The following is a 20,502-nucleotide window of genomic DNA, read 5'->3' as shown; positions in this document are numbered from 1 at the left end:
CTGTAAACTTCTCTGTCCAGTCGATAGAATGCCTGTGAGCAGTCCCGGGGAGTGCTCTGTGCTGTTGTGCGCTGATAATTGACACATTGTTTATTCAAAGATCCTGAAGCCAATATGAATTCGACTTCGGAACCTCAATCCGAGAATACCGGGCCAGGTACGGAGCTGCTGGGGCCTGAAATCTGGAACCTGCCCAACCTGATCACCGTCAGTCGACTGGTGCTCTCATTGATCCTGTTCGTGATCATCTATCTCGAAGGCTGGTGGAAGACCTCTGCCTGTCTGTTCATTGTCGCAGCGGCTACAGATTTTCTGGACGGTTATTTCGCTCGCAAATACAATCAGGTCACAACGCTGGGCCGGATCATGGACCCCTTTGTGGATAAATTCATCATCTGTGGTGCTTTTATCTTCCTCCTGGAACGGGGTTCTGCTTCCGGGATCAATGCCTGGTTCGTCCTGATCATCATCGGGCGGGAAATGTTTATCACCAGTCTCCGTGGATTCCTCGAAAAAAGAGGACGCGACTTTTCCGCCAGCTGGAGTGGGAAAATTAAAATGGGCGTACAGTGTGTTGCCGTTGTGGTCAGCCTGCTCTCATTGAGCCCTGAAGCCCCGTTTAATACCCCCGGTTTCCTGATATTTCGCGATGTCACCATCTGGGCAACAGCTCTGATTACACTGTACAGTGGCATTGATTACGTGCTCCGTGCCTCCCGGATGCTGAAACGTAACCCACTGTAATCTGAGATATTCCAGACATATCTTCGCAATATTCCATCAGACGTATCGAATAACAAATTCGAGAATTCAGCAAAATCACAGCTCATCTAGATGCTGTCAGCGGTATAAAATGGATTGAACTACTAATCTTATCAGCTCTTGAATTTGAATAGATGCATGAATGACGTAAACCAGCCACGGCCTCCTTCTGATCAGATCATTGAGGTTAAGCCCGGTGACTATCAGACCGAGGTCAAGGACTATTCACCCCGGCAACCTGTCTACAACAGGCCACCCGCTCCCACGCGGAGCAAGGTCCCGTTGATCCTCTTCATTCTGACCTGCCTGAGCACGTTGATCGTCGGCGGTACACATAGCCCTTTTATCCCGACTCCCGGGCAGTTCCAGTTGTTGTTCTCGAAAATCCAGGCCATGGGCTGGACGACGTTTTTCAGTAACGGCTTTTCATATGCCGGCCCAGTGATGTTGATTCTGCTCTCCCATGAAATGGGACACTATCTCCAATCGCGACGTTACCATATCCCGGCAACCCGTCCGATTTTTATCCCCATGCCGATGAGCCCCTTTGGTACCATGGGAGCAGTCATTCTCCAGAGAGGGGGAGTTGCCGATCGCAAGCAGATGTTTGATATCGCGGTCTCCGGTCCTCTGGCAGGGCTGGTGTTTGCAATTCCCTTCGTTTACTGGGGGCTGCTCAATTCAACCGTGGAAACAATCGTTCCCGGCTCTGGAGTCGTCAGTTTCGGCGAACCACTGATTCTGAAATGGATGATTACACTGGTACACGGTCCCCTGGCTGAAAACCAGGAAATCGCCATGAACTCCATGCTGTTTGCAGGCTGGGTAGGAATCTTCATCACTGCCCTGAACCTGATCCCCATTGGACAGCTGGATGGAGGACACATCCTGTATACCCTGATCGGCAAACGAGCCAATGTTGTCGCTCAGCTGGTTCTGCTCGGCGCGATTGGATATATGGCGTATTCGAACGAATTTTCCTATTCGCTGCTGATTCTGCTGCTCATCTTCTTCGGAGTCACACATCCTCCTACTGCCGACGATACCGTTGAGCTGGGCCCCATGCGAACATTTATCGGCTGGGCAACTCTCGCGTTTTTCATCATCGGCTTTACCCTGACACCGATCACGATTCATTAATCGCCAGGTAGCGAGAGCTGAAGCAGCAGATTATTTGATCTTCTCCAACAGTTGTTCTGATCGAAAGACGATCTCCAGATCTTTATTTTTCGTGGCCTGCTGCAACTGTTTTTGGGCTGCCCGACCATATTCCGCCAGTTCCTGCTGAGCCTCTTCCCGCTTCGCCCAGACCGGATCACCAAGCTGCGCGATTAACAGATCAATGTGCTTCTGCAATGCAGGATCCACGTCAACCAGAATCACCAGTGCAATCCGACGAAGCACATCTGGATGGGGTGTCAGTTCCAGCGGGACACTTTTGTCGAGAACTCCTTCATCCATGCAATAAATGACCGTTGCCTGATCTTCTCGAAAACCATAGTCATTCAGAATGCGCTGCACATACTCAATCTCAGGTTTTCCCAGCCCTCGCTCACTCAGATAGTCTCCCCAGAAACTCAGGATCTGTTCACGCGAAACCGGCTGCTTTTCTACATAGGGTACTTTGACGGGATCCACTTTAGTTTCCGTCTTCGCGGGTGTTGCCGGTTTCTTTGAATCAGCAGCTTTACCAGATAACAACTGTGGTAGCGCACCTACGTTCCGCAGTTGATCCCCCAGAACTTTCAACTTCGCTGCTTCTTCTGCTGCCGCCTTGGCTTTGAGTTTTTTTTCAGAAAGCGGATCGACCTTGGATGCTTTCGTTTTATCGTCTGTCCCGGACTGCGATTTCGACTTCTGTTTTGACATTCCAGGAATCTGATCAACGGCTGCCAGTTTCCATTGCTTTGGATTGTCTGTCGGTTGAATAACCGTCAGATGTTGTAGCATTCCCGGCTCTCGATTCTGAACTTGGAACCCGTCTGCTGAGTGGGTCATGGATATCTGGGGCGTATGATTAACCTCAACATCATACAGAATGAAGCGTTCACTTTTGTTGTTCGCATTTACAAACAGGCGATCAGCCTGCTGCAGGGGGCTCAGCCAGTGAGAACCCGGAATCTGAAAACTGGCCGAACCTGATTTCGTGAGTTGGCAGGCGCGCCAGTAAATCCGCCGAGACTGGATCCGCGCTGTGGGCCAGTGAGAAAGGAATCGTCCTGAGGGGAATTCCACCAGAACATCGATATCTTTAACTTCTGGTCCAGCAAATGTAATCAGCCCCAGAGGAGTCGGTTTATCGCTTCCCTCACTATCAGCACTCAACCGCCGCGACTGCATAAAGCCTGGCAGTGTGGACCGGAACAAACCAGAATCATTCATTTTTTTTCCGTGGGCAGAGACCAGGTAAACTCCCACATCACGGACAATCAGCTTCGAGCCGCCCTGAGTTGGAATACCTTCTGCCAGGCAGTCAGTTCCCAGTATCAGCGCGCAGAGGACTGCCATGAGCAAACCAGTACAAAGCAATTTTCTAAGAGAATGAGGTTGAAACTCCAGTTCTCTGCTCTTAGAAATACATTTATCTTCTGTATTCATGATGATATCTACCATTACTTCATCCAAATCTGATCTATTTCTTGCTGACAGCCAGGCCCTGGGGAGATGCCCGGATCAACTGAGGTGCTCCCCAGACAAATCGGTCTCCCACATTCTGCTGTTGACCAAAATCAACTGTCAGAGTCAGTTGTTGACAACCGCTCACGTCTAAGTTGAGCGGTCCCTGCTGCGTCTGACTGGTAAATGCCTGGTTCTCAAACAGGGTCTTCCCATCTCCCGAGACAGTCACAGAGACATTGCCGGAATCGCCGGTCCCATGCTGCAGTCCCGGGGTCACAGTGAATTTCTCGAACTGCCGGTCGAGGCGATAAACCAGGATCGTTTTCGCATGCACACACAAGCCTTTTGAAAATAACTGCTTGCCGATCTGCAGCTCTTTTCCGTTAAATGAACGGTTGATTTGGTAAGGAAAGACCTGATTAAAAAACGGCACTTCTGTCACAGTTTCTGGAATGATTTCCGTCAATGAGACAGAGCGGGCATTGATCGTTTTTACTGATTCCAGATCTTCATTGGAAACAGATAGTTTTGTCCCGCCAGGCAGGTCAATTGTCAGTTGAGTGGGATCAGTAGATGAGACCACCCCTGGCAGTTGAGAACCGCCGACCAGTCGAATCAGACTGATTAGCTTAAGGCTGTTTTTTTTCTCAGTTCGTTTTTTATGCAGCACGAGCCCTACAACGCGATCCTGTTTGACTTCACGTTCCTCTCCCTGGTAGAGGAACCGCAGGCTCTGACTATCCATACTCACAACTTCGCCTGTCACCCGGTGAACCTTCCCATCACTGGTTCGAATGTAAGCAGTATCTTCAGTCTTCGATTCGCCTTTCCGTTCAGAACTTCCTGGTTGACTGATTCCTTCTGCCTGATGCCAGACTTCCCAAATCACATCAGGCTGCAATGTAACATCAACATCCTGAGATGCGAGTGGCAGGGTCATGACAACTCCGTTAGCATCCCACTGTTTTAGTTTACCCGTCAGCTTTCCGTCCTGATCAAAGGCCAGTTTCCAGTTGGATTCTTTTTTACTCTGCGATTTGCGATACAGTTCACGAGGAAACGCTCCGAGATAAAACTGTGCCTTACTGTTTTTGTCTGTATCAATCGAAAATGTGTATTCACCATCCTGCGGAATCTTGATGAGTCCCTCATAAATAATTCCAAAATGAATCGCACTGCGTTTGGTCAACAGTGCCAGTCGCGGACTGGCACCATATTTCTTCACCGACAGATACCGCAGATCCAGAATCGATTTAACTGCCGCCGGATCAGTCCATTCCATCAGTCGGTAGGCGACATACCGTTCCGGCTGTTTCACTTCTACTGGCAAACGAAAACCAGCCTGATCCACCTGATACTCACGCGTGGCTATTTTTCTTACCTGATCCGTGACCCGTGAAAGCATCTCCCGGGGTACTTCTGCATTTTTGATCCCGGGCCCCGACATTTTGATCTCCAGCTTCGCCACCCCCAGCGTATGATAATAGGGCAGAGTAAATCGGTGATACCCTTTCCGCAGCTTGATTTTTGCGGTGCGTGGTCCACTGGTATAGCTGGGTTTCTCACCATCAATTAATAACTGACTGACGTTTTGTGGCAGGGCTGGTTCGACAAATTTGTATGATGTTACATCAAACAGGTTCACCTTCTGCTGTTGTTTCCCAACGTCCACAGTCAATGAGTCAGCGGTAATGTTCCGGATTTGTCCGCTGATTTTTTTCCCGTCATAAAGCATTACCTCATCAGCCTGAACATGCTCTTCCAGGCCAACCAACAGCGCAGACAGCCAGACAAGACTCCATCCGGTTGATACCAGCATTCGATTCATGATTTTACTCTGGTTTATCAGTCGTCTCATTTTTCTTCAGATCCTTGTTCCGCGCCAGTCGCCGAAAGTAATCTGCGAGTATGTCTTCATAGCCGGGAGGGAAGCCCTCCGTTCGCGACTGCAGAATTTTCTCGCGCTGTTTGGGTGTCAGATCGGCCCAGTTGCGTCCTTTTTTGTCGGGTGCTCTGAGGTCTCCCTGTCCGCCAGGACCTTTTCCCAGTGTCGAAGCATTTGCCGGGCGTGATGGATTCGCACCTGCGCCACCGCCCCCTTTCTTGCATGATTTCTCAAGCATCTCAATCAGGGTGTCCAAACGGGAAATAATGCGTGGCTGAGTTGTACTGGCTGGTTTCTTCGTCTGGCCCTGATCGAAATCATTAATCACCGATTTGACATCGGTCTGGATATTCTTAAACGGATCCTTTAACCAAGCATCATCGCGCATCAGGGACATGACATCCTGCTGTCCAGGGAGAGCACCTGGTGAGATTTTTCCCGGAACAGGAACTGGTTTAGCGGCCTCGACTGCCTTATCAGTTCTCTCCGGACGATCTATGTCAGCAGCCTGTGCCATCTCCAGCCAGAGCGTTACACAACAGACAGTCACTGCCAGATATACATAGCTGTGTTTAATGCATCGCATCATTCACCTCCCAGACAATGAGGACAGGTCATACTGTGTAAGCGACCGGTAACCGTATCGATCTCTTTCTGACGCACCGTCAGCAACTCGATGCGGTCTTTCAGCGAATCGCCCGTGATCTTTTTATCTGCAATCTGTCGATCGAGGCTTTCTGTCCGCTGGTGCACGGACTGCTGCATCCATCGGAGCATTTTGACTTCAGCCAGCAACTTATTCCGATTCCCCTGGCACCCCTTACATTGACCACCACCATTCTTACTGACCGGACGCGAAGCTTCCTGCATCGCATCGAGCAGCGCCTGGAGATCTTTCTCGATCTGCTGCTGATCTGCGATAATTTCCTGATCGGCCTGTCCCTGTTCCAGACCTTCGCTGACGAATTCCATCTGTTCGCGAATCGCGCCCAGCGCAACAGGCAGGACCAGGCTGAAACGGGTCAATTCGCAGAGCTCAATCGATTCTGAGCAGAGACCGATAATCTTCTCTTCAGAATTCGACAGGCGCCTGACTGCCGCCAGGGCCTGTTTCTGCTTCTGCGCCACTCGGTCCTGCAGCTTGGTTGTAACTTCGCGGATCTGTTTCTGTTGCACAATCATATCCTGCAACTGATCCATTACACGTTGACGAACCAGCGACTCGACTTCTTTGCGCAGTTGTTCTTCCAGTTTCTGTGTTTCCTGATCCGCACGGCTCAACTGCGCTATTGCTTTTTTCTGCTCTTGTGAAGCCGGTTTAGGCTTAGATTCTCCCAGTTTTTTGCAGGCGCCTCCCATGCATTTGCCGGCTCCTGACAGTGAATTACAGATTCCCTTCGATGCAGCTCCATATTCACGCAGTTGTTGCTGCAGATTTTCTGCGGACTTCTGATTGCGACGTTCACTGGTTTCCAGGGCCTTGAATTTCTCAGAATCGGTCTTTTGTGTTTTTTGCTGCTCCAGTGTGTGAGAAAGCTGCAACTCCTCTTTTTTGATGAGTTTGTTCAAGGTTTCTCGAGAGTCAATCAATTTACGCAACTGTTCCAGTTTCAGCTCCAGCCCGATATCCGCTGTCAGCAGCAGTTTTTTGAGTTCTTCCAGCAGTACCAGAATTTCCTTCTGCTCCTGGCTGGCTTGATTCAACTTCAGGTCATCCAGCATTCGGGAAGCTTCTCCCATCCGATCCAGAATCAGCTGTTCGCGGGCTTTACGTAGTCCCAGCAGTAGTCTGGCGGCATCTTCGGGCTGCGACTCCTGAATCAGGCGGGAGAGTCGATACATCCGCTCCTCCAACTCCTGCATGTGTGCCTTGGCTTTGTCCTGCTCGAACTGGATCCGTTTCTGAGGCGTTACTTTCTCATTTGAGCTGACTGCAGTATTGGATACGGTCTCTGTTTTGTCTTTCGCCTGTAGCGCTCCCAGTTGAATCGTCAGTACGATCAGCCAGATCATCCCGTATTTTCTTGCCTTGTGTTTGTTTCGCATGTCCCACACCTCCATCACAGGGGGAATCAGAGTGACGCGATCGTCACGACCTTTACTTATCAAAAATGGAATCTGTCTGCTTCTTTTTGAGTTCTTCTGTTTTATCTCTCACAACCTGTTCCAGTTTAATTACGGCGTTCAACTGATTGACTACGTCGATGAAACTGTCCCATTGGGCCATATTGTTCAATATCTGGTCCATCGTCTTTAGAATCTGATCCTGCTGATCGGTCAGTTGCGACAGCGGCTCCGGAGTCTGACTCCGAAGTGACTCCAACGACTGCCGTTGCTGCTCCATCTCACGATCGTGTAGACCTTGCAATGGTTTGAGCACCGTCTGCTCGATTAACTGCCAGGTCTCCGCGCCTCCCAGTTGATTCAGTTTCATCTCTTCCACAGAACTATTTAAAGCATGACTGACCTGTCCGACTTCCCGTCGAATCAACTGATGCTCTCGAATCCAGGCTGCTGCTTCTTTTGAATTCTGAGCCAATTTCAATTTATCACGTAACTGTTCTGCCTGATCACGAGACTTTCGGAGCCGTGCCCTTAATTGCTGCTGTCGCAACAGAATTTCGCGGAACAGTTCCTCTGGCTTAACCACTCGAAACACTAACTGTCGTGAGTTGGTTTTCTGACGCCCCGTGAAACAGTTGTCTTCTGCAAAACTTTGAAAAGTAATCACCGCTCCCGGATTCAGTTTCATCTCGGCAATGGAAACTCGTTGTTCATGCTCAACAACGGTCTCACTCGCAGGATCCTCCGGACCATAAACAGGGTAATTCTGCTCATGCTTCATATTTTTCGGAGTCGATGAATCCGATACTTCTTCGGGTTCAATTGCTGATTTATTTGAAGTTGCTATCCCGGCCAAAGGAACCTCTGATGTCATCCCCACCTGCCGTATTCCAAAATCATCCCGAGCTAAGATCGAAAAGGGGATCGTTGCCTGCGGAGTAATTCGCTGCCGCAGCCCTGAATAACGAAAACTAAGCCGCGGGCTACGATCTGGTTGCACACCAATGGATACCGGACGGGGATGGGAACTGATTTCGTGCTCTGCAGAATGTAATGTCAGCCTGAAATTAACAGGCTTCTCATGCGTCCATTCTGTCTGGAAATGCTTTCCATCCGTACTGTTCCATTGTAACGAGATCTCCTCAGAATCAACGTCAATCTTGCGGACCTTCACATTTGTGGTCAGCTCTAATGTCACTTTTGACTGAGGCAGTAATCGGACATTTCCTTCCGAAGCGGAAAAATGAGATACAAAAGGTTCCGAAAGACGGGGATGCGATGCACGAATGGATAAATCGGTAATCCGGGGCCGATCGATGGGAACAATTTCAAAAGGTTCTGTCTGGCCATCACCTCCCCAGGCCTGTGCCTGAATTGGAAGTTGTACAGGAGGCAGTTCATAGCGAAAATCTCCTGCCTGAAAGCGATTCATGGTAATTGTTTCACTCTCACCATTTTCATCCTCCAGAGAGAGCCAGACACTCTCCGTCGGCTTGTCTGCATCTTCCACCTGAATCTGTAAGGTCGCCGCTTCCCCCCGTGGAAGCACCCACTGTCCTTCTTGCAGACCAACGACAATTAATCGGGTATCACGAGGCCAGGGCTGACTGGAACCGAGTAACCAGCGTGCTCCCCATAATTGTGCCGTTGCTGGCAGAACAATCAGAAAACAGACGGGGATCAGAACAGCTGCGAAAAGTCCCAGCAGACAGGCCTGGGTGTGCTTCTGGTTGATCGTTTTCTCGTAAGGATAATTGCTGAGACGCTGATAATTTTCCTGAACCGCCTGTGCGATCATCTCATCAGACTGCTCTTTTTCATACTGATGACCAGGCAACTGTAACAGGCTTGCCACCTGAGGCGCCAGAGCCTGCTGATCATTGACCCGCCGCGCACGGTCGATCAAATTAGCCACTTCAATTGGCGAAAGAGAGACCTGGAACGGAATGTAGATATACCGCCACACCAGGTAACCGATGATCGCAAATCCCGCCGACAGGCATCCAACACGGGTAACCAGACTCAATTCCAGCCACCAGTCAAACAGGAGTGAAAACGCAGCCAGAAACAGCAAAGCCAGACCGATTCGTGCCGCCGCTTCCAGCAGAATATGCCGGCGCAGCGCACGTCCTACACGATCCAGTTTTCTGGAAATCGTGTTTTGCAGCTCTGCATATTTATGCGACTTTAGTTCGGACATCTACCGCTGACTCCTGTTGCGATATACCATCTTTTAAATCAGACGGCACCACTTTCGCAAAATCCATTCTGTAACCAGTAAACCAAAGATTAAAATATAGAAAATTGGTGCATCCCAGATTTCCTGTCGTTCTTCCAGAAAACGGGAGACCTCTTTAATTTTGAAAGCACCTACAATGTCGTTCATTTCTGACAACTGATATACCCGACCTCCCGTCGAACTCGACATGGTCTCCAGGTACGCTTCGTTCAGAGTCGGATTTTGCAGTTCCTGATTTGGAAATTCGACTTTTATTGGCATGGTAGCCGCTTTCACACTCGCCCCGGCTGCTTCATCTCCCATCCAGACACGGACAAAATACGTCCCAGGTGACGGTACCGGAAAGTTCGTAGAGAATTCACCTCTTTGATTGCCTTCAGTCAACGTCAGTGGAATCGGCTGTTCATCACCGCGCTCCACTTCACCGTATAAACGCTGTAGACCAGGCTCGATCTGGCTCTCATCCAGAAATCGGGCAATCACCTTAGCCTGTTCTCCGGGCTGGTACTGTGCCTTTGGCGTCGAAAGCCGGAAAGGGTAATTTCCTCCCAGTTGTTTGCTCCTGCCGGCCCGATCCACTACTCGTGCCCAGAATCCGTCAAACAACTGCTCATTCAGATATCGCCAGCGATAGGTGCTGTCAAAACCAATAAAAATTGACCAGCCGGGTCCCACGCGTTGCGAGGCGATCAGGACCTCCTGACCGTATTCATTTCGCATGCGGGGATCCGCGTGAACTGCGAGCACCGTCGCCCCCGGTTTCGCCTTGGTCACAGGAAAGTGCCAGAACATGCCGGGTAAATTTTTCAGAAGCTGCTCATTTGCCTGACGATCACTGGCAAAGTTAAAAATGGGATCCTGAACTCCCTGAGTAGTCACATCCAGTTTCCAGGGAGAGCGAGCACTCAACCGAATCTGAACCTGAGAGCGAAAGAGGCCCGGCTCTCGAATAACGGGCAATAAGTTTAACCAGTCCAGGGTAGGATCAGACTGATGATCGAACATATTCGCGGTCTGCATTTCACCGGCAATATAGACCAGTCCACCTCCTGCTTTGGTCACAAAATTCGTAAGCAACTCCGGGAAATTAACAGGCCAGCCGTTGGGATCAGGATCGTACAATATCACACAGTCATAATCATTGAGCTCTTCCTGAGTGACCGGCAGACGACGAATTGGCAGATCGCCCGGATGTTCATAGGTTTTATCAGCCGCCATGAGCCAGGTCGAAAGATTAATCTGGCGATCCCGTAAAAACGTATTTCGCAGAAACTGAACTTCAGGAAAAGTCGATCCTGCAATAAACAGGACATTCAACCGCTGTCGGATCACGCGTACTTCGGCGGAGGCCAGATTATCATCCTGCGAGATTTCCGGCCCCGCATCGATAATACTTGCTCGAAATTCGACCTTACCGGTTTTTGTTTCAGAAAACTGATACGTCCGCGGTTGTAACTGCCCCTCGAGGTTAAGCACGACATCCTCGCGAATGAATTCCTGCCAGGGCCCACCATTACGTCGCTGCTCAATCAGCAGGGTCGCAGATTGAGTCTGCATTCCCCGTGATTCAATATGCACCGTCAGTTGGTTCGCATCCTGCACAAACACCACCGGGCTGACTTCGAGTTCTGTAATCGCGACATTCCGCGGCCCATCAGTTGTCCCCATACCAACCGCAACCAGAGGGATTCCTTCATCAGACAGCATCTGCAAGACTTCTTCCGGGGGTTCTCCAGACGTCGATTGTCCATCGCTGATCAGTAAAACCCCCGAGAGAGGCATCCCGGAATAAGAAAGCAGTGCCTGGCGAAGAGAACTGGCGATAGCAGTCGCATTTCCACCGGCGTGCCATTCCTCAGAGTCTGATAATGCCTCTGGATTGAACTTATCATTGAACCCATGCAGGTGGACCGTGCGTTTTCCGTCAGCAGACAGGTCTTTCAGAAACGATGGTGTCACCATTTTCTGTGCAAGTTGCAGGCGGTTCATTCTGCGGAGAGCATCCACGTCTGACGACATCCCCAGACTGCGTGCCACTTCCATAGCCCGTTCTTCATCCTGCCAGGCATCCTTCAGCGACATGGACTGTGATGTATCCAAAAGGACCAGCAGATGCGAAGGAATTTTTTCCTCTTTGCTCAATACCAGAATTGGTTCGAGCAGCATGGCAATCACCAACAGCACCAAAGCGATTCGGATTGAGTACAACAGACAGCGGCGGAGCAGGGGTATCTGCCTTGCATCCCGTTGATACAACCACCATCCGCCAGCTACCAGTACGACGACTCCCAGAATCAGAAAGAGCATTCGATCTCCTGAAGGCAAGCCAACCCACTGCGCGGACCATTGGCCACCTTCGGCCCAGGTCGAGGATTGAATACCAAACAGTTTTTCCAGAAATCGGTTCAAGTTCACAACTCTTTCTTTAGCGACGACGACCAATCCAGGCCGCCAGCATACTCTCGGAAATCAGACAACCCAGTAAGACGACTGCCAGATATCGCCATAATTCAGTCCCGGCTGTCGATAAGTCCATTTCTTTTCCCTGATAACGAATCAGCTTTAAAGGCATGCGCCCCAGATACTGCTGCAATTCCTGCTCATTCAGTCTTTCCTGCAATGAATCTTCCACATTCGCATTGATGGCAAATTTCTGTGTCTGCCCGCCAGATTGTGTGTCTTGCCACGTTGCTTCCACGACGCCTGAATAACGAATCGGATCGGAGCTGAGAATTGTTTTCGATTCACCTTCCGTACCAAAACGGACTTCCTGGGGTTTCAGATCACGATCCAGCCAGACCAGTTCGCCAGCCTGAGGCGCGGTGATCGTCTCCAGTTCCAGGTGGATCGGTTCACCGGCAATCAGATTCTCGCCCCGTTGAATTTCTGCCGCGATTTCCTGTGCCGCGACCCGCATTGCCAGAACAAAACTCGCCTCTGCTGGCCAGTCGCTCCAGCTTTTATCTGCTGAAATGGTCCAGAACAGGACGCGACCTTCACCAAAACGCTTTTCCAGAACTGCAGGAGACTGCTGGGGATCATTCCAGCGTGCCAACACGTTAACCTGACGCTGTCCGTCACCTTGCTCCAGAACAACATCCGCAAATCGATGGGGACGCACGCGACTCAACAGTTCCGGAGTCAGGTTCTTCAGTAACTCAATCGGAGAATCAGCGATTGGTTCGATAACCAGCCCTTGCGCCTGCAGATCTCGAATCTGATTGATTTTTGCCGGAAGGAGTCCATTTCCCCCTTTGAACAGTCGTTCGTTATAGAGTTGCAAGTCACATTGATCACCGGCAAAAATCATTAAACCGGTTCCCAGAGAGACCAGTTCTTCCAGTTCCGCGACGCGCTCCTTTGACAGCTGATCCACATTGGCCAGGACGATCAGATCCGGGGCTGTCAATAACTGTGACTTCCAGGTTGAACTTTCCGTTTGTGTTACCTGCCAGTTTGAATTTCCGGCTGACAGAGCCAGCGCCAGAAAATCAGTTTCACTCTCGAAGGGATTCAGCCCCGGCTCGCCGTCCACGAGAACGACATCAACCATCTGACGAACATTGATCAGTTTGCTGCGAACGTTGTCTTCCATCAAGGAATCCGCAGGAATAGATAGAGTTACGACATGCTGACCCGGTTCATCAAAACGCACACTGACGGGAACGTTCACCGTTTTTTCTGCTGGAATTTCGGGAAGGGTCACCGGAGTAACATTACCGTCCACATCTAACAACGCCTGTCCTGATTTCAGAGGTTCTGTACTGTAATTCTCGATGACGGCAGTCAATTTAACTTCCTGATCGACCAGTGCAATCCGGCTGTCCTGCTCAAGCGAACGTAGTACGCGGTTTCCCGTCGGCTCATTTCCGATATCGACAAATCGCAACGTCACTTGTTCGCCCGACCAGCGGTCACAAAGATCGCGCACTTCAGAAGTCCAACCCGCCGACCAGAGATCGGTAACAATAATCACTTCTTTAATCGGGAATGTGGCTTCTTTCAGTTGGCGATCTATTTCCTCTAAGGTAGAAATCCAGTGACTGGCCATCTGGCTGGAATTAATCTCATTGATGCGCGCAATTAACTGGTCCCGCTCTTTCTCTGTCAGATGTGCCATCCGCACGAGTGGTTGCTCCGGTTGAGAAGCCAGTACCACTGATACCGAATCCTGCGGTCCCAACTGGTTCAAAACCTGCCGAACTGCATTTTGTGCCCGGCTGAAGGCAGACTGTTCGCCGGTCTGATAAGACATACTCAGAGAATCATCCAGAATGATCACGCGGCTTGCCCGACCTTCCACCGCCAGAAACCCCGCCAGATTCGTACCCGAACTGATGGGACGCGCCACCGCCAGAAACAGAGCCAGAACCGCCAGCGTTCGAATCGCGAGCAACAGCCACTGTTCCAGCCGTAAGCGCCGACGATTCGTCTTCAGAGTCAATTTCAGATATTCCATGGGCGCCCAGTCCACGCGGATAAACCGTCTGCGGTTTAGCAGGTGAATGATGATCGGTGCGGTTGCCAGAACCGTTCCCGTCAAAAGTAAGGGAGCCAGAAAATGCATTGAAACTGTTTACTCACTTTCTGATGGTTGACCTGCTCTGGAATCGAGAGCAGGGGAGTCTGATATCTGATTATCTGAACCGGCAGATCCACCGAGAGACGCCATTCGTCCCCGATGTGTTTTCGCTCCTGCAAACTGCCGATTATGTAAATAGCTGCTCAAAACCCTGCTCAAATTGGCGTCGGTAAATATCTGCAGATAGTCGATACCACAAAACTGACAGCGCTGGCGCGTCTCCTGAATAAACTCTTCCATGGCTGCCTGATACGCTTTATGAAAAGCCCATGGTTCGGCAAAGATCTCTTCTTCGCCCTCGATATCCTTGAAGATCACAGAATCTTTGAAGGGAAGCTCAACCTCATCACGGTGCAGTACGTGCATCACAATCACCTCATGCCCTGCGTACTGCAGCTTGCCCAGCGACTCGTAAAATCGATCCAGTGGTGTCAGCAGGTCAGACAGGACCACAACAATGCCACGACGGTGAATCTGATCCGCGACCTGGGCGACAGCAGGGCCAATGTCGGTTTCTCCCTGGAGTTCGGTCCGCTGCAGTACTTCCATGAATTTGGCCAGATGGGAGGCAGTGCTTCCTGTCCGCAGATCTTCCTGAACACGATCATTAAGTATCGCCAGTCCGACCGCATCACGCTGTTTCAATAAAACAGATGACAGCGATACGGCGATTGTGGCTGCACAATCATACTTGGAAAAGTCAGGTCCGCCGTACTTCATCGAGGCCGAAGAATCGACAATAAACACCGCGCGTAAATTCGACTCTTCTTCGAAACGTTTAATATAAAACCGGTCCGAACGGGCATACGCTTTCCAGTCCAGGTTCTTCAAATCATCACCGGGTGTGTAGCTGCGGTAGTCGGCAAATTCCGGAGACAGACCGTGCAGGGGACTGCGATGCAGGCCAGCAATTGAACCCTCAACCGGTTGGCGGGCCTTGAACCCAATCCCGGCCAGACTGCCTGCGATCTCAGGATTTAAGTATGTGTTCAAACTGACCATCCTTTCCGGCAGTGCTCTGGTGTAATGGAGTTTCCGCGATCAGTTTTTCAATTACGGTATCCGGTGTCTGGCCTTCCGACTCGGCGTTGTAAGACAGAACAATCCGATGGCGCAAAACGGCCTTGGCAACCGCCTGCAGATCTTCCACAGAGACTTCAGGTCGACCATACAGAGCAGCCCGGGCCTTGGCTGCCAGAATCAGAGACTGCCCACCACGTGGCCCCGCTCCCCAGAGCACCCAGCGATTAATGAACTCCGGGGCATCTTCGCTGTCGCGGCGTGTCGCCCGGATCAGGTCCATGGTGTAATCCACCAGAAAATCGCTGATGGGAACCCGGCGTACCAGATGCTGGAGCTCCAGCACTTCTTCTCCTGTCAAGGTGGCTGCCGGCTCCGACTGTTCTTCTCCAGTCACTGTTTTATAAATCTGTCTTTCTTCGTCGCGCGTGGGATACTGGACGATAATCTTCATCAGAAACCGATCCAGCTGAGCCTCGGGAAGGGGGTAGGTCCCTTCCTGTTCAATCGGGTTCTGGGTTGCAAGCACAAAAAACGGGCGGGGGAGTTGATAATGTTTCGTCCCTGCAGAAATGTTCTTTTCCTGCATCCCCTGCAGGAGAGCCGCCTGTGTTTTGGGAGGTGTCCGGTTAATTTCATCTGCCAGCAACAGATTGGTGAAAATCGGCCCTTCAATAAATCGGAACTCTCGCGTTCCAGTCTGTCGATCTTCGTAAATCACATCGGTCCCGGTAATATCGGCGGGCATCAGGTCGGGAGTGAACTGGATCCGACCAAAGTCCAGTGACAGACTTTTAGCCAGCGTAGAGACCAGCAACGTCTTCGCCAGGCCCGGGACTCCTTCCAGAATACAGTGTCCCCCTGCAAGAATACTGACCAGCAACTGCTCGACGACATCATCCTGACCAACGACGACCGTGCGAATCTGTTCGCGAATCCGTTCCTGGGCGGCTTTAAGCTTCTCCAAAGCTGCCATATCTGGTGCTGTTTTCATTTCAGACAAGATTCACTCCCTGTTCTACCAGCCAGTCTGCTGGTCACAATACATGTCATTTAACGTTGATAAATAGGCAAAAACTTATAAGGCAGTTGTAAAACGATTAAGGCGACGCTGGTTCCAAAAATGGGACCGACGCCATCGCCATTCCAGCTGCCGTTGGATGCCTGTGATTTGATGAGACTGTCGCGCTGCCCCGGGAAGTAAGCATCCCAATAATCATCGCCTGCCTGGTAAAACGCCTGCGAGGCATACAGGTTCAAATAAAAATAATGTCCCGACTGAAATCCACTTTTTCGGTTTTTGAACTGTCCGTAAACATATTCCATACATTCTTCGGCTAGCGGTGATTCATATTCCCCGGCGGAATAGAGACAGGTAATTGCAGCAGCGGATATCGGCAGGCGGGTATCATTGCCGGAATGATATGAGTAGCGAATCCCTCCCTCAGGTGTCTGACAGAGTTCCAGATACCGGACCGCATTCTGAATTGTCCCCTTGGGTACGGTAAAGCCGGCATTGTGCGCAGCCCGGAGTCCCTGCATCTGGGTCACGGTCACACTGCCTTCATCTCCTCCCCCCGGGGTATAAATCCAGCCTCCTAAAGGGCTCTGTCCCGAAGAGGTCAACTGGATTCCATCCTTGACCACTTTGGCAATCCGGGCGCGGACTTTTGCGTCTGTCTCCATCCCATATACGCTGGAGAGAAACAGCAACGAGAATCCATGCCCGTACATGGGGCGTCCATTTTCCGCGCCGGCTGCGATCAGACCGTTTTGCTGAGCCTGGCCCAGTACATACTCGGTCGCTTTCCGCACCTGATCGGCGTAAGGCCCTCGAGTCGACGTATTTCCATTGGCCAGAAAGGCGATTCCCGCCAGCGAAGTCATTGAAACGGGATAGGTACTGCCATCCTGGGTTGTCTGAAAACTGCCACTGGTTGTCTGCTGTTTCGCCAGATAGTCAAGCCCCCGTTGAATTGACTTGACGGTTGCAGGAGTAACGTGCCGGGGCAGAATTTCCTGCGCCTGGATCTGCGTAAAGCTACACAGCAGAAACAGCCCACCGGCAACAATCCTGATGATTACAGAAATACTCATTTGACGCCCGTTTGATTGAGAATTCATTCGAGAGCATAAGTTACGCGAACGACGGCAGAGACAGGGATCTCTTTTAACAGTGCGGAGGACTGCTCCTCAGACTGACCGACCCTCATCCCCAGCACAGCCAGATATTGTGCCAGCATCCGGCTGGAACTGTCGCTGCTCTTTTGGTTTGGATCCACCGTGTTAATGGACACAACCTTCCCGAGCTTACCGCCTGCCAGTTTTGCCAGTGCCTCCGCTTGAGATCGTGCATCTTCCAGGGCCTTGGCATAAGCTTTGTTTTTCAAGTCTTCCACGTTTTGAATTTTAAAGGCAACCATTGTATTGCGTGCTTTTGAAGCATTATATGTTCCCGGAACCATGGGAGTCGTATCATTGCCAATCACCACTCCCGCATCTTTGCCGGCATCAACAATCCGAACGATGATTTCCAGCAGTTCGTCGGGGCTCAGCTTATCAACTCCTGTTAGACGTAACTTGAGTGTTTCTGAGACCGATAACTCCTGAGACTGCGTATTATTCACAGCCATGCCCCGCATCATGGCCTGCATCTGACTGGCATTTAAGGACGAGTAGAGAGACATCCCATCCCCCTGAATGACCAATCCTGGTATCTTCAGATTTTTAAATGCATCTTCGGCCCGACGTCGGTTTCCGTGATACTTGGTAACAGCGTCTCCCGCCAGTTGGCCCTGACCGATGACCAGTCCGGTCATTTCGACGACCGTTGGTTTCTGTTCAACAATACCAGTCCCTACAACGGTAATCCCGTTTTCACCTTCAGCAGCGACTGTTGAGAGTTGTGTAAAGCAGGATAGAGCCAGCGCCAGTAAAAACAAGCTTCGACTTTGAGACCGGAGTAACTTACCACACATATTACATTCCATCTGATTAAGGTTCTGATGTTGGTGTTTCTTTTGACTTCTGTTTTCCAGCGGGAGTGGAGGGGTATGCGGTCACAGCCTGATTGGAAATACAAAGCATCAACCCCTGATTCAGGCTGATGGCACCTCCCAGCGAACTCAGATCATGCCCGCGATAGATATCAAGAATATCCCCATTTGATTTCGAAATCTCGAAGACTCCCCGGCTGGTAAATATCCATGCGTGCTGCGGATCAATGACGGCACTCAAGCCTCCTGCCGCGATGGGCAGAGAAACCGCCCAGTTCAGACGACTCGTTTCGCGACTCAATGCCTCCAGTTCCCCGGAGAGCAGGTAGACATTTTGATCATCAATTCCCACCAGTTGAGCAGCCACTTTGATGGGGCGTTTCCAGACCACTTTCTTGGCAGCCAGATCCAGGGCATAAACCTCGCTGGCTCCCTCTTCTTTGAAATAAAGCAGATTGTGGTCGCAGTACATCTGCCCTCTGGAATGCAGTTGTACTTCCTCATTAGCTGCAGCATAGTAATTATTGGATGTAGACTGATTGACGGGATAGGGATACCGAAATACCCAGTTGACAGACCTGCCAGCCAGGGAAATATCAAACAGTGCCCCGTTATTGGTAAGAACCAGCAGTGACTCTCCATTCAACTTGAGCACGGGAGAGGGCATGTCTTCCATCCCGTTTGTAGAACTGCCTGCCACGACAGATCCCAGAGGCATCCCCCACTCCTTCTTTCCCGTCTTCAACGACAGGCAACTCAAATTGAGTTGTTTACTGTTTTGCTGGTGAGAGATTGTGTAAATCTGCTCTCCAACCACCAGAGGCTCACAGATATAGCTTTCGTTATTCGCACTGGTTTGCCAGACCTGTTTGCCCGTCTTTTTCTGATAGGCAACCAGCCGATAACAGGCCCGGTAACGGTTCATTTCCTTCTGAGGGATCAGAGTAGCGAGTACATAATCTCCACTCACGGCAATATGATACTGATTCAGATGGCTGGACTGATGAAAACTATAGTTGTTGAAATGATTTCCCAGATCCTTGAACTTAGCGTTCCTCCAGAGCAGTTTCCCGGTTTTCATATCGAGACCAAAACAGACACCATAGTAGTTTATATAGGCATGCTGCTGATCAACGGCTATGGGAGGAACGTAGGTTGCATACGATTTGCTGCGGCCGTAATAATCTGATTGAGAATTCTGCAGCGCCTGTTCCACACTCTGATCCAGAAAATGCAACTGCCAGTGCGGTTGAGAATCAGATTCGGGTAACTGGAATGACTGTGAGACCGACTTTGGGTTATTGGATTTCGAAGACGCAACAGAAGATACGTTCTGCTGAGGCAGTAAGGACCTCAAATAAGGTACCGGATCAAAGGCATTGCCTCCCAGAGTCACTTTCTGGCCGGGAAACTGTTGCGCGATCACCTCGATCGCTGCAGCAGCCCGTTCTGTTCGAGCACCCCGGATCAAAGCCAGCGCATGCTTTACATTCAAATCCAGTTCCGGCAGGCTGGTATCAGGATGATGCTCGAGAATCGATCGCCAGTATTCGGCCGCCTGAAGAAATTCTCCCCGTTCAAAAGCCTGATTTCCCAGCAGGTCAGCGACTTCATCACCGATGGAAGTCAGAAAATACTGGTAATAAATCTCGGTTGCCCGTTTTTCGGCATCGGCGGAATACAGCGGATGTTTTTCCGAGAGCTCAGCAAACTCCTTGCGGGCCTTACCGTCATAGAAGAGACGATATGCTTCTCGCCCTTCGGGTGGTAGTGAAGTCAGGGCTCGAAAGATCCGCTGATTGGCATCGATCAGAAAACCATCCTGAGTCGGGAGCAGGGCGGAACTGGATTGAGAAGCAGACAGATCCTTGATCGTCGTCAGTGCTTTTTCCCACATTTGATGACGCACATAGCGTTCAAAGTCATCCAGCAGATTCAGTTTCTTTTCATCGACAGAAATACTGAAACCCGGAATCTTGTGAGGGGACGTCTCGGGGGCCTGCACTGCAGCCTCGGCCACGCCAACTTCGACAGCGACTTGCCCGGGAAGCTCTCTGGGAATCAGCAGCAGAGATGGCAGCATCAGCCAGCCGATGATGAGCGTGAATCGATCATTTCTGAACTGTAAACAGATAATGGGCGCACCTTTATCCAACATAATCCATCCTGCAAATGAGAATGGGCCTGACGGTCTGGTTAGTCAATCAGTTTTTAATTGGCGCGATCTGTCAGAACATCAAATAGGATCGATGTGGGGTGGAATGAGTTCCCGGTTTATGAATCAATTTCACGGCTTTTCAAAAACCTGCAACTCTGTCCAAGTCAGCCCTGACGT

The 20,502-nt window shown here is 50.6% G+C and carries 14 protein-coding genes; 2 read left to right on the top strand and 12 right to left on the bottom strand.

The genetic code is table 11. From position 1 onward, the window contains the following. Window positions 1-114: 114 nt before the first annotated feature. Both pgsA and FYZ48_RS10450 read left to right on the top strand, forming a co-directional pair. The gene (gene pgsA, locus FYZ48_RS10455) at window positions 115-744 is read left to right on the top strand and encodes a CDP-diacylglycerol--glycerol-3-phosphate 3-phosphatidyltransferase (protein ID WP_149340098.1); all 630 of its coding nucleotides are present in this window, start codon (window positions 115-117) and stop codon (window positions 742-744) included. Window positions 745-900: 156 nt separating this feature from the next. Continuing rightward, window positions 901-1,902, top strand: a complete 1,002-nt coding sequence (locus FYZ48_RS10450; protein WP_145040954.1) for a site-2 protease family protein — start codon at window positions 901-903, stop codon at window positions 1,900-1,902. 30 nt (window positions 1,903-1,932) lie between these two features. Here FYZ48_RS10450 and FYZ48_RS10445 read toward each other — a convergent pair whose 3' ends face one another. The 12 genes from FYZ48_RS10445 to FYZ48_RS10390 all read right to left on the bottom strand — a co-directional run bounded on the left by FYZ48_RS10445 (window position 1,933) and on the right by FYZ48_RS10390 (window position 20,325). Continuing rightward, the gene (locus tag FYZ48_RS10445; protein ID WP_149340096.1) at window positions 1,933-3,270 is read right to left on the bottom strand and encodes a hypothetical protein; all 1,338 of its coding nucleotides are present in this window, start codon (window positions 3,268-3,270) and stop codon (window positions 1,933-1,935) included. A 124-nt stretch (window positions 3,271-3,394) separates the two neighbouring features. Next, window positions 3,395-5,239 carry an NPCBM/NEW2 domain-containing protein gene (locus tag FYZ48_RS10440; RefSeq protein WP_149340094.1) on the bottom strand — a complete coding sequence of 615 codons (1,845 nt, stop codon included), beginning with the start codon at window positions 5,237-5,239 and terminating at the stop codon, window positions 3,395-3,397. Then, window positions 5,214-5,654, bottom strand: coding sequence for a hypothetical protein (locus FYZ48_RS10435; protein WP_149340092.1), 441 nt, complete (start codon window positions 5,652-5,654; stop codon window positions 5,214-5,216). The genes FYZ48_RS10440 and FYZ48_RS10435 overlap by 26 nt, the downstream gene beginning before the upstream one ends. A gap of 197 nt (window positions 5,655-5,851) precedes the next feature. Beyond that, the gene (locus tag FYZ48_RS10430) at window positions 5,852-7,312 is read right to left on the bottom strand and encodes a hypothetical protein (protein WP_149340090.1); all 1,461 of its coding nucleotides are present in this window, start codon (window positions 7,310-7,312) and stop codon (window positions 5,852-5,854) included. Window positions 7,313-7,364: 52 nt separating this feature from the next. Further along, on the bottom strand, window positions 7,365-9,530 hold the full coding sequence (locus FYZ48_RS10425) for a hypothetical protein (RefSeq protein WP_149340088.1): 2,166 nt from the start codon (window positions 9,528-9,530) through the stop codon (window positions 7,365-7,367). A gap of 33 nt (window positions 9,531-9,563) precedes the next feature. Beyond that, window positions 9,564-11,984 (bottom strand): vWA domain-containing protein, encoded by a 2,421-nt coding sequence (locus FYZ48_RS10420; RefSeq protein ID WP_149340086.1) that lies wholly within the window; start codon window positions 11,982-11,984, stop codon window positions 9,564-9,566. Window positions 11,985-11,994: 10 nt separating this feature from the next. Then, on the bottom strand, window positions 11,995-14,136 hold the full coding sequence (locus FYZ48_RS10415) for a BatA domain-containing protein (protein ID WP_149340084.1): 2,142 nt from the start codon (window positions 14,134-14,136) through the stop codon (window positions 11,995-11,997). Window positions 14,137-14,145: 9 nt separating this feature from the next. After that, window positions 14,146-15,144, bottom strand: coding sequence for a DUF58 domain-containing protein (locus FYZ48_RS10410; protein ID WP_149340082.1), 999 nt, complete (start codon window positions 15,142-15,144; stop codon window positions 14,146-14,148). Further along, window positions 15,122-16,165 carry an AAA family ATPase gene (locus FYZ48_RS10405; protein WP_145046245.1) on the bottom strand — a complete coding sequence of 348 codons (1,044 nt, stop codon included), beginning with the start codon at window positions 16,163-16,165 and terminating at the stop codon, window positions 15,122-15,124. Before FYZ48_RS10405 ends, FYZ48_RS10410 begins: the two co-directional genes overlap by 23 nt. 59 nt (window positions 16,166-16,224) lie before the next feature. After that, window positions 16,225-17,268 (bottom strand): prenyltransferase/squalene oxidase repeat-containing protein, encoded by a 1,044-nt coding sequence (locus FYZ48_RS10400; RefSeq protein WP_187781965.1) that lies wholly within the window; start codon window positions 17,266-17,268, stop codon window positions 16,225-16,227. 23 nt (window positions 17,269-17,291) lie between these two features. After that, window positions 17,292-18,149 (bottom strand): SIMPL domain-containing protein, encoded by an 858-nt coding sequence (locus FYZ48_RS10395; protein ID WP_187781964.1) that lies wholly within the window; start codon window positions 18,147-18,149, stop codon window positions 17,292-17,294. Between the two features lie 16 nt (window positions 18,150-18,165). Next, window positions 18,166-20,325, bottom strand: coding sequence for an outer membrane protein assembly factor BamB family protein (locus FYZ48_RS10390; RefSeq protein ID WP_149340076.1), 2,160 nt, complete (start codon window positions 20,323-20,325; stop codon window positions 18,166-18,168). Window positions 20,326-20,502 lie beyond the last annotated feature (177 nt).

This window comes from Gimesia chilikensis, from assembly GCF_008329715.1.
Classification (GTDB): Bacteria; Planctomycetota; Planctomycetia; order Planctomycetales; family Planctomycetaceae; genus Gimesia; species Gimesia chilikensis.
The sequence above is the reverse complement of the archived record's forward strand: the minus strand, read 5'-3'. Positions and strand labels throughout refer to the sequence as shown.

What these genes read in the sequence shown, in the direction of transcription:
- pgsA (WP_149340098.1), top strand. Translation starts at nt 115, where the DNA reads ATGAATTCGACTTCGGAACCTCAATCCGAGAATACCGGGCCAGGTACG.
- FYZ48_RS10450 (WP_145040954.1), top strand. Translation starts at nt 901, where the DNA reads ATGAATGACGTAAACCAGCCACGGCCTCCTTCTGATCAGATCATTGAG.
- FYZ48_RS10445 (WP_149340096.1), bottom strand. Translation starts at nt 3,270, where the DNA reads ATGGCAGTCCTCTGCGCGCTGATACTGGGAACTGACTGCCTGGCAGAA.
- FYZ48_RS10440 (WP_149340094.1), bottom strand. Translation starts at nt 5,239, where the DNA reads ATGAGACGACTGATAAACCAGAGTAAAATCATGAATCGAATGCTGGTA.
- FYZ48_RS10435 (WP_149340092.1), bottom strand. Translation starts at nt 5,654, where the DNA reads ATGCGCGATGATGCTTGGTTAAAGGATCCGTTTAAGAATATCCAGACC.
- FYZ48_RS10430 (WP_149340090.1), bottom strand. Translation starts at nt 7,312, where the DNA reads ATGCGAAACAAACACAAGGCAAGAAAATACGGGATGATCTGGCTGATC.
- FYZ48_RS10425 (WP_149340088.1), bottom strand. Translation starts at nt 9,530, where the DNA reads ATGTCCGAACTAAAGTCGCATAAATATGCAGAGCTGCAAAACACGATT.
- FYZ48_RS10415 (WP_149340084.1), bottom strand. Translation starts at nt 14,136, where the DNA reads ATGCATTTTCTGGCTCCCTTACTTTTGACGGGAACGGTTCTGGCAACC.
- FYZ48_RS10405 (WP_145046245.1), bottom strand. Translation starts at nt 16,165, where the DNA reads ATGAAAACAGCACCAGATATGGCAGCTTTGGAGAAGCTTAAAGCCGCC.
- FYZ48_RS10400 (WP_187781965.1), bottom strand. Translation starts at nt 17,268, where the DNA reads ATGAGTATTTCTGTAATCATCAGGATTGTTGCCGGTGGGCTGTTTCTG.
- FYZ48_RS10395 (WP_187781964.1), bottom strand. Translation starts at nt 18,149, where the DNA reads ATGTGTGGTAAGTTACTCCGGTCTCAAAGTCGAAGCTTGTTTTTACTG.
- FYZ48_RS10390 (WP_149340076.1), bottom strand. Translation starts at nt 20,325, where the DNA reads ATGTTGGATAAAGGTGCGCCCATTATCTGTTTACAGTTCAGAAATGAT.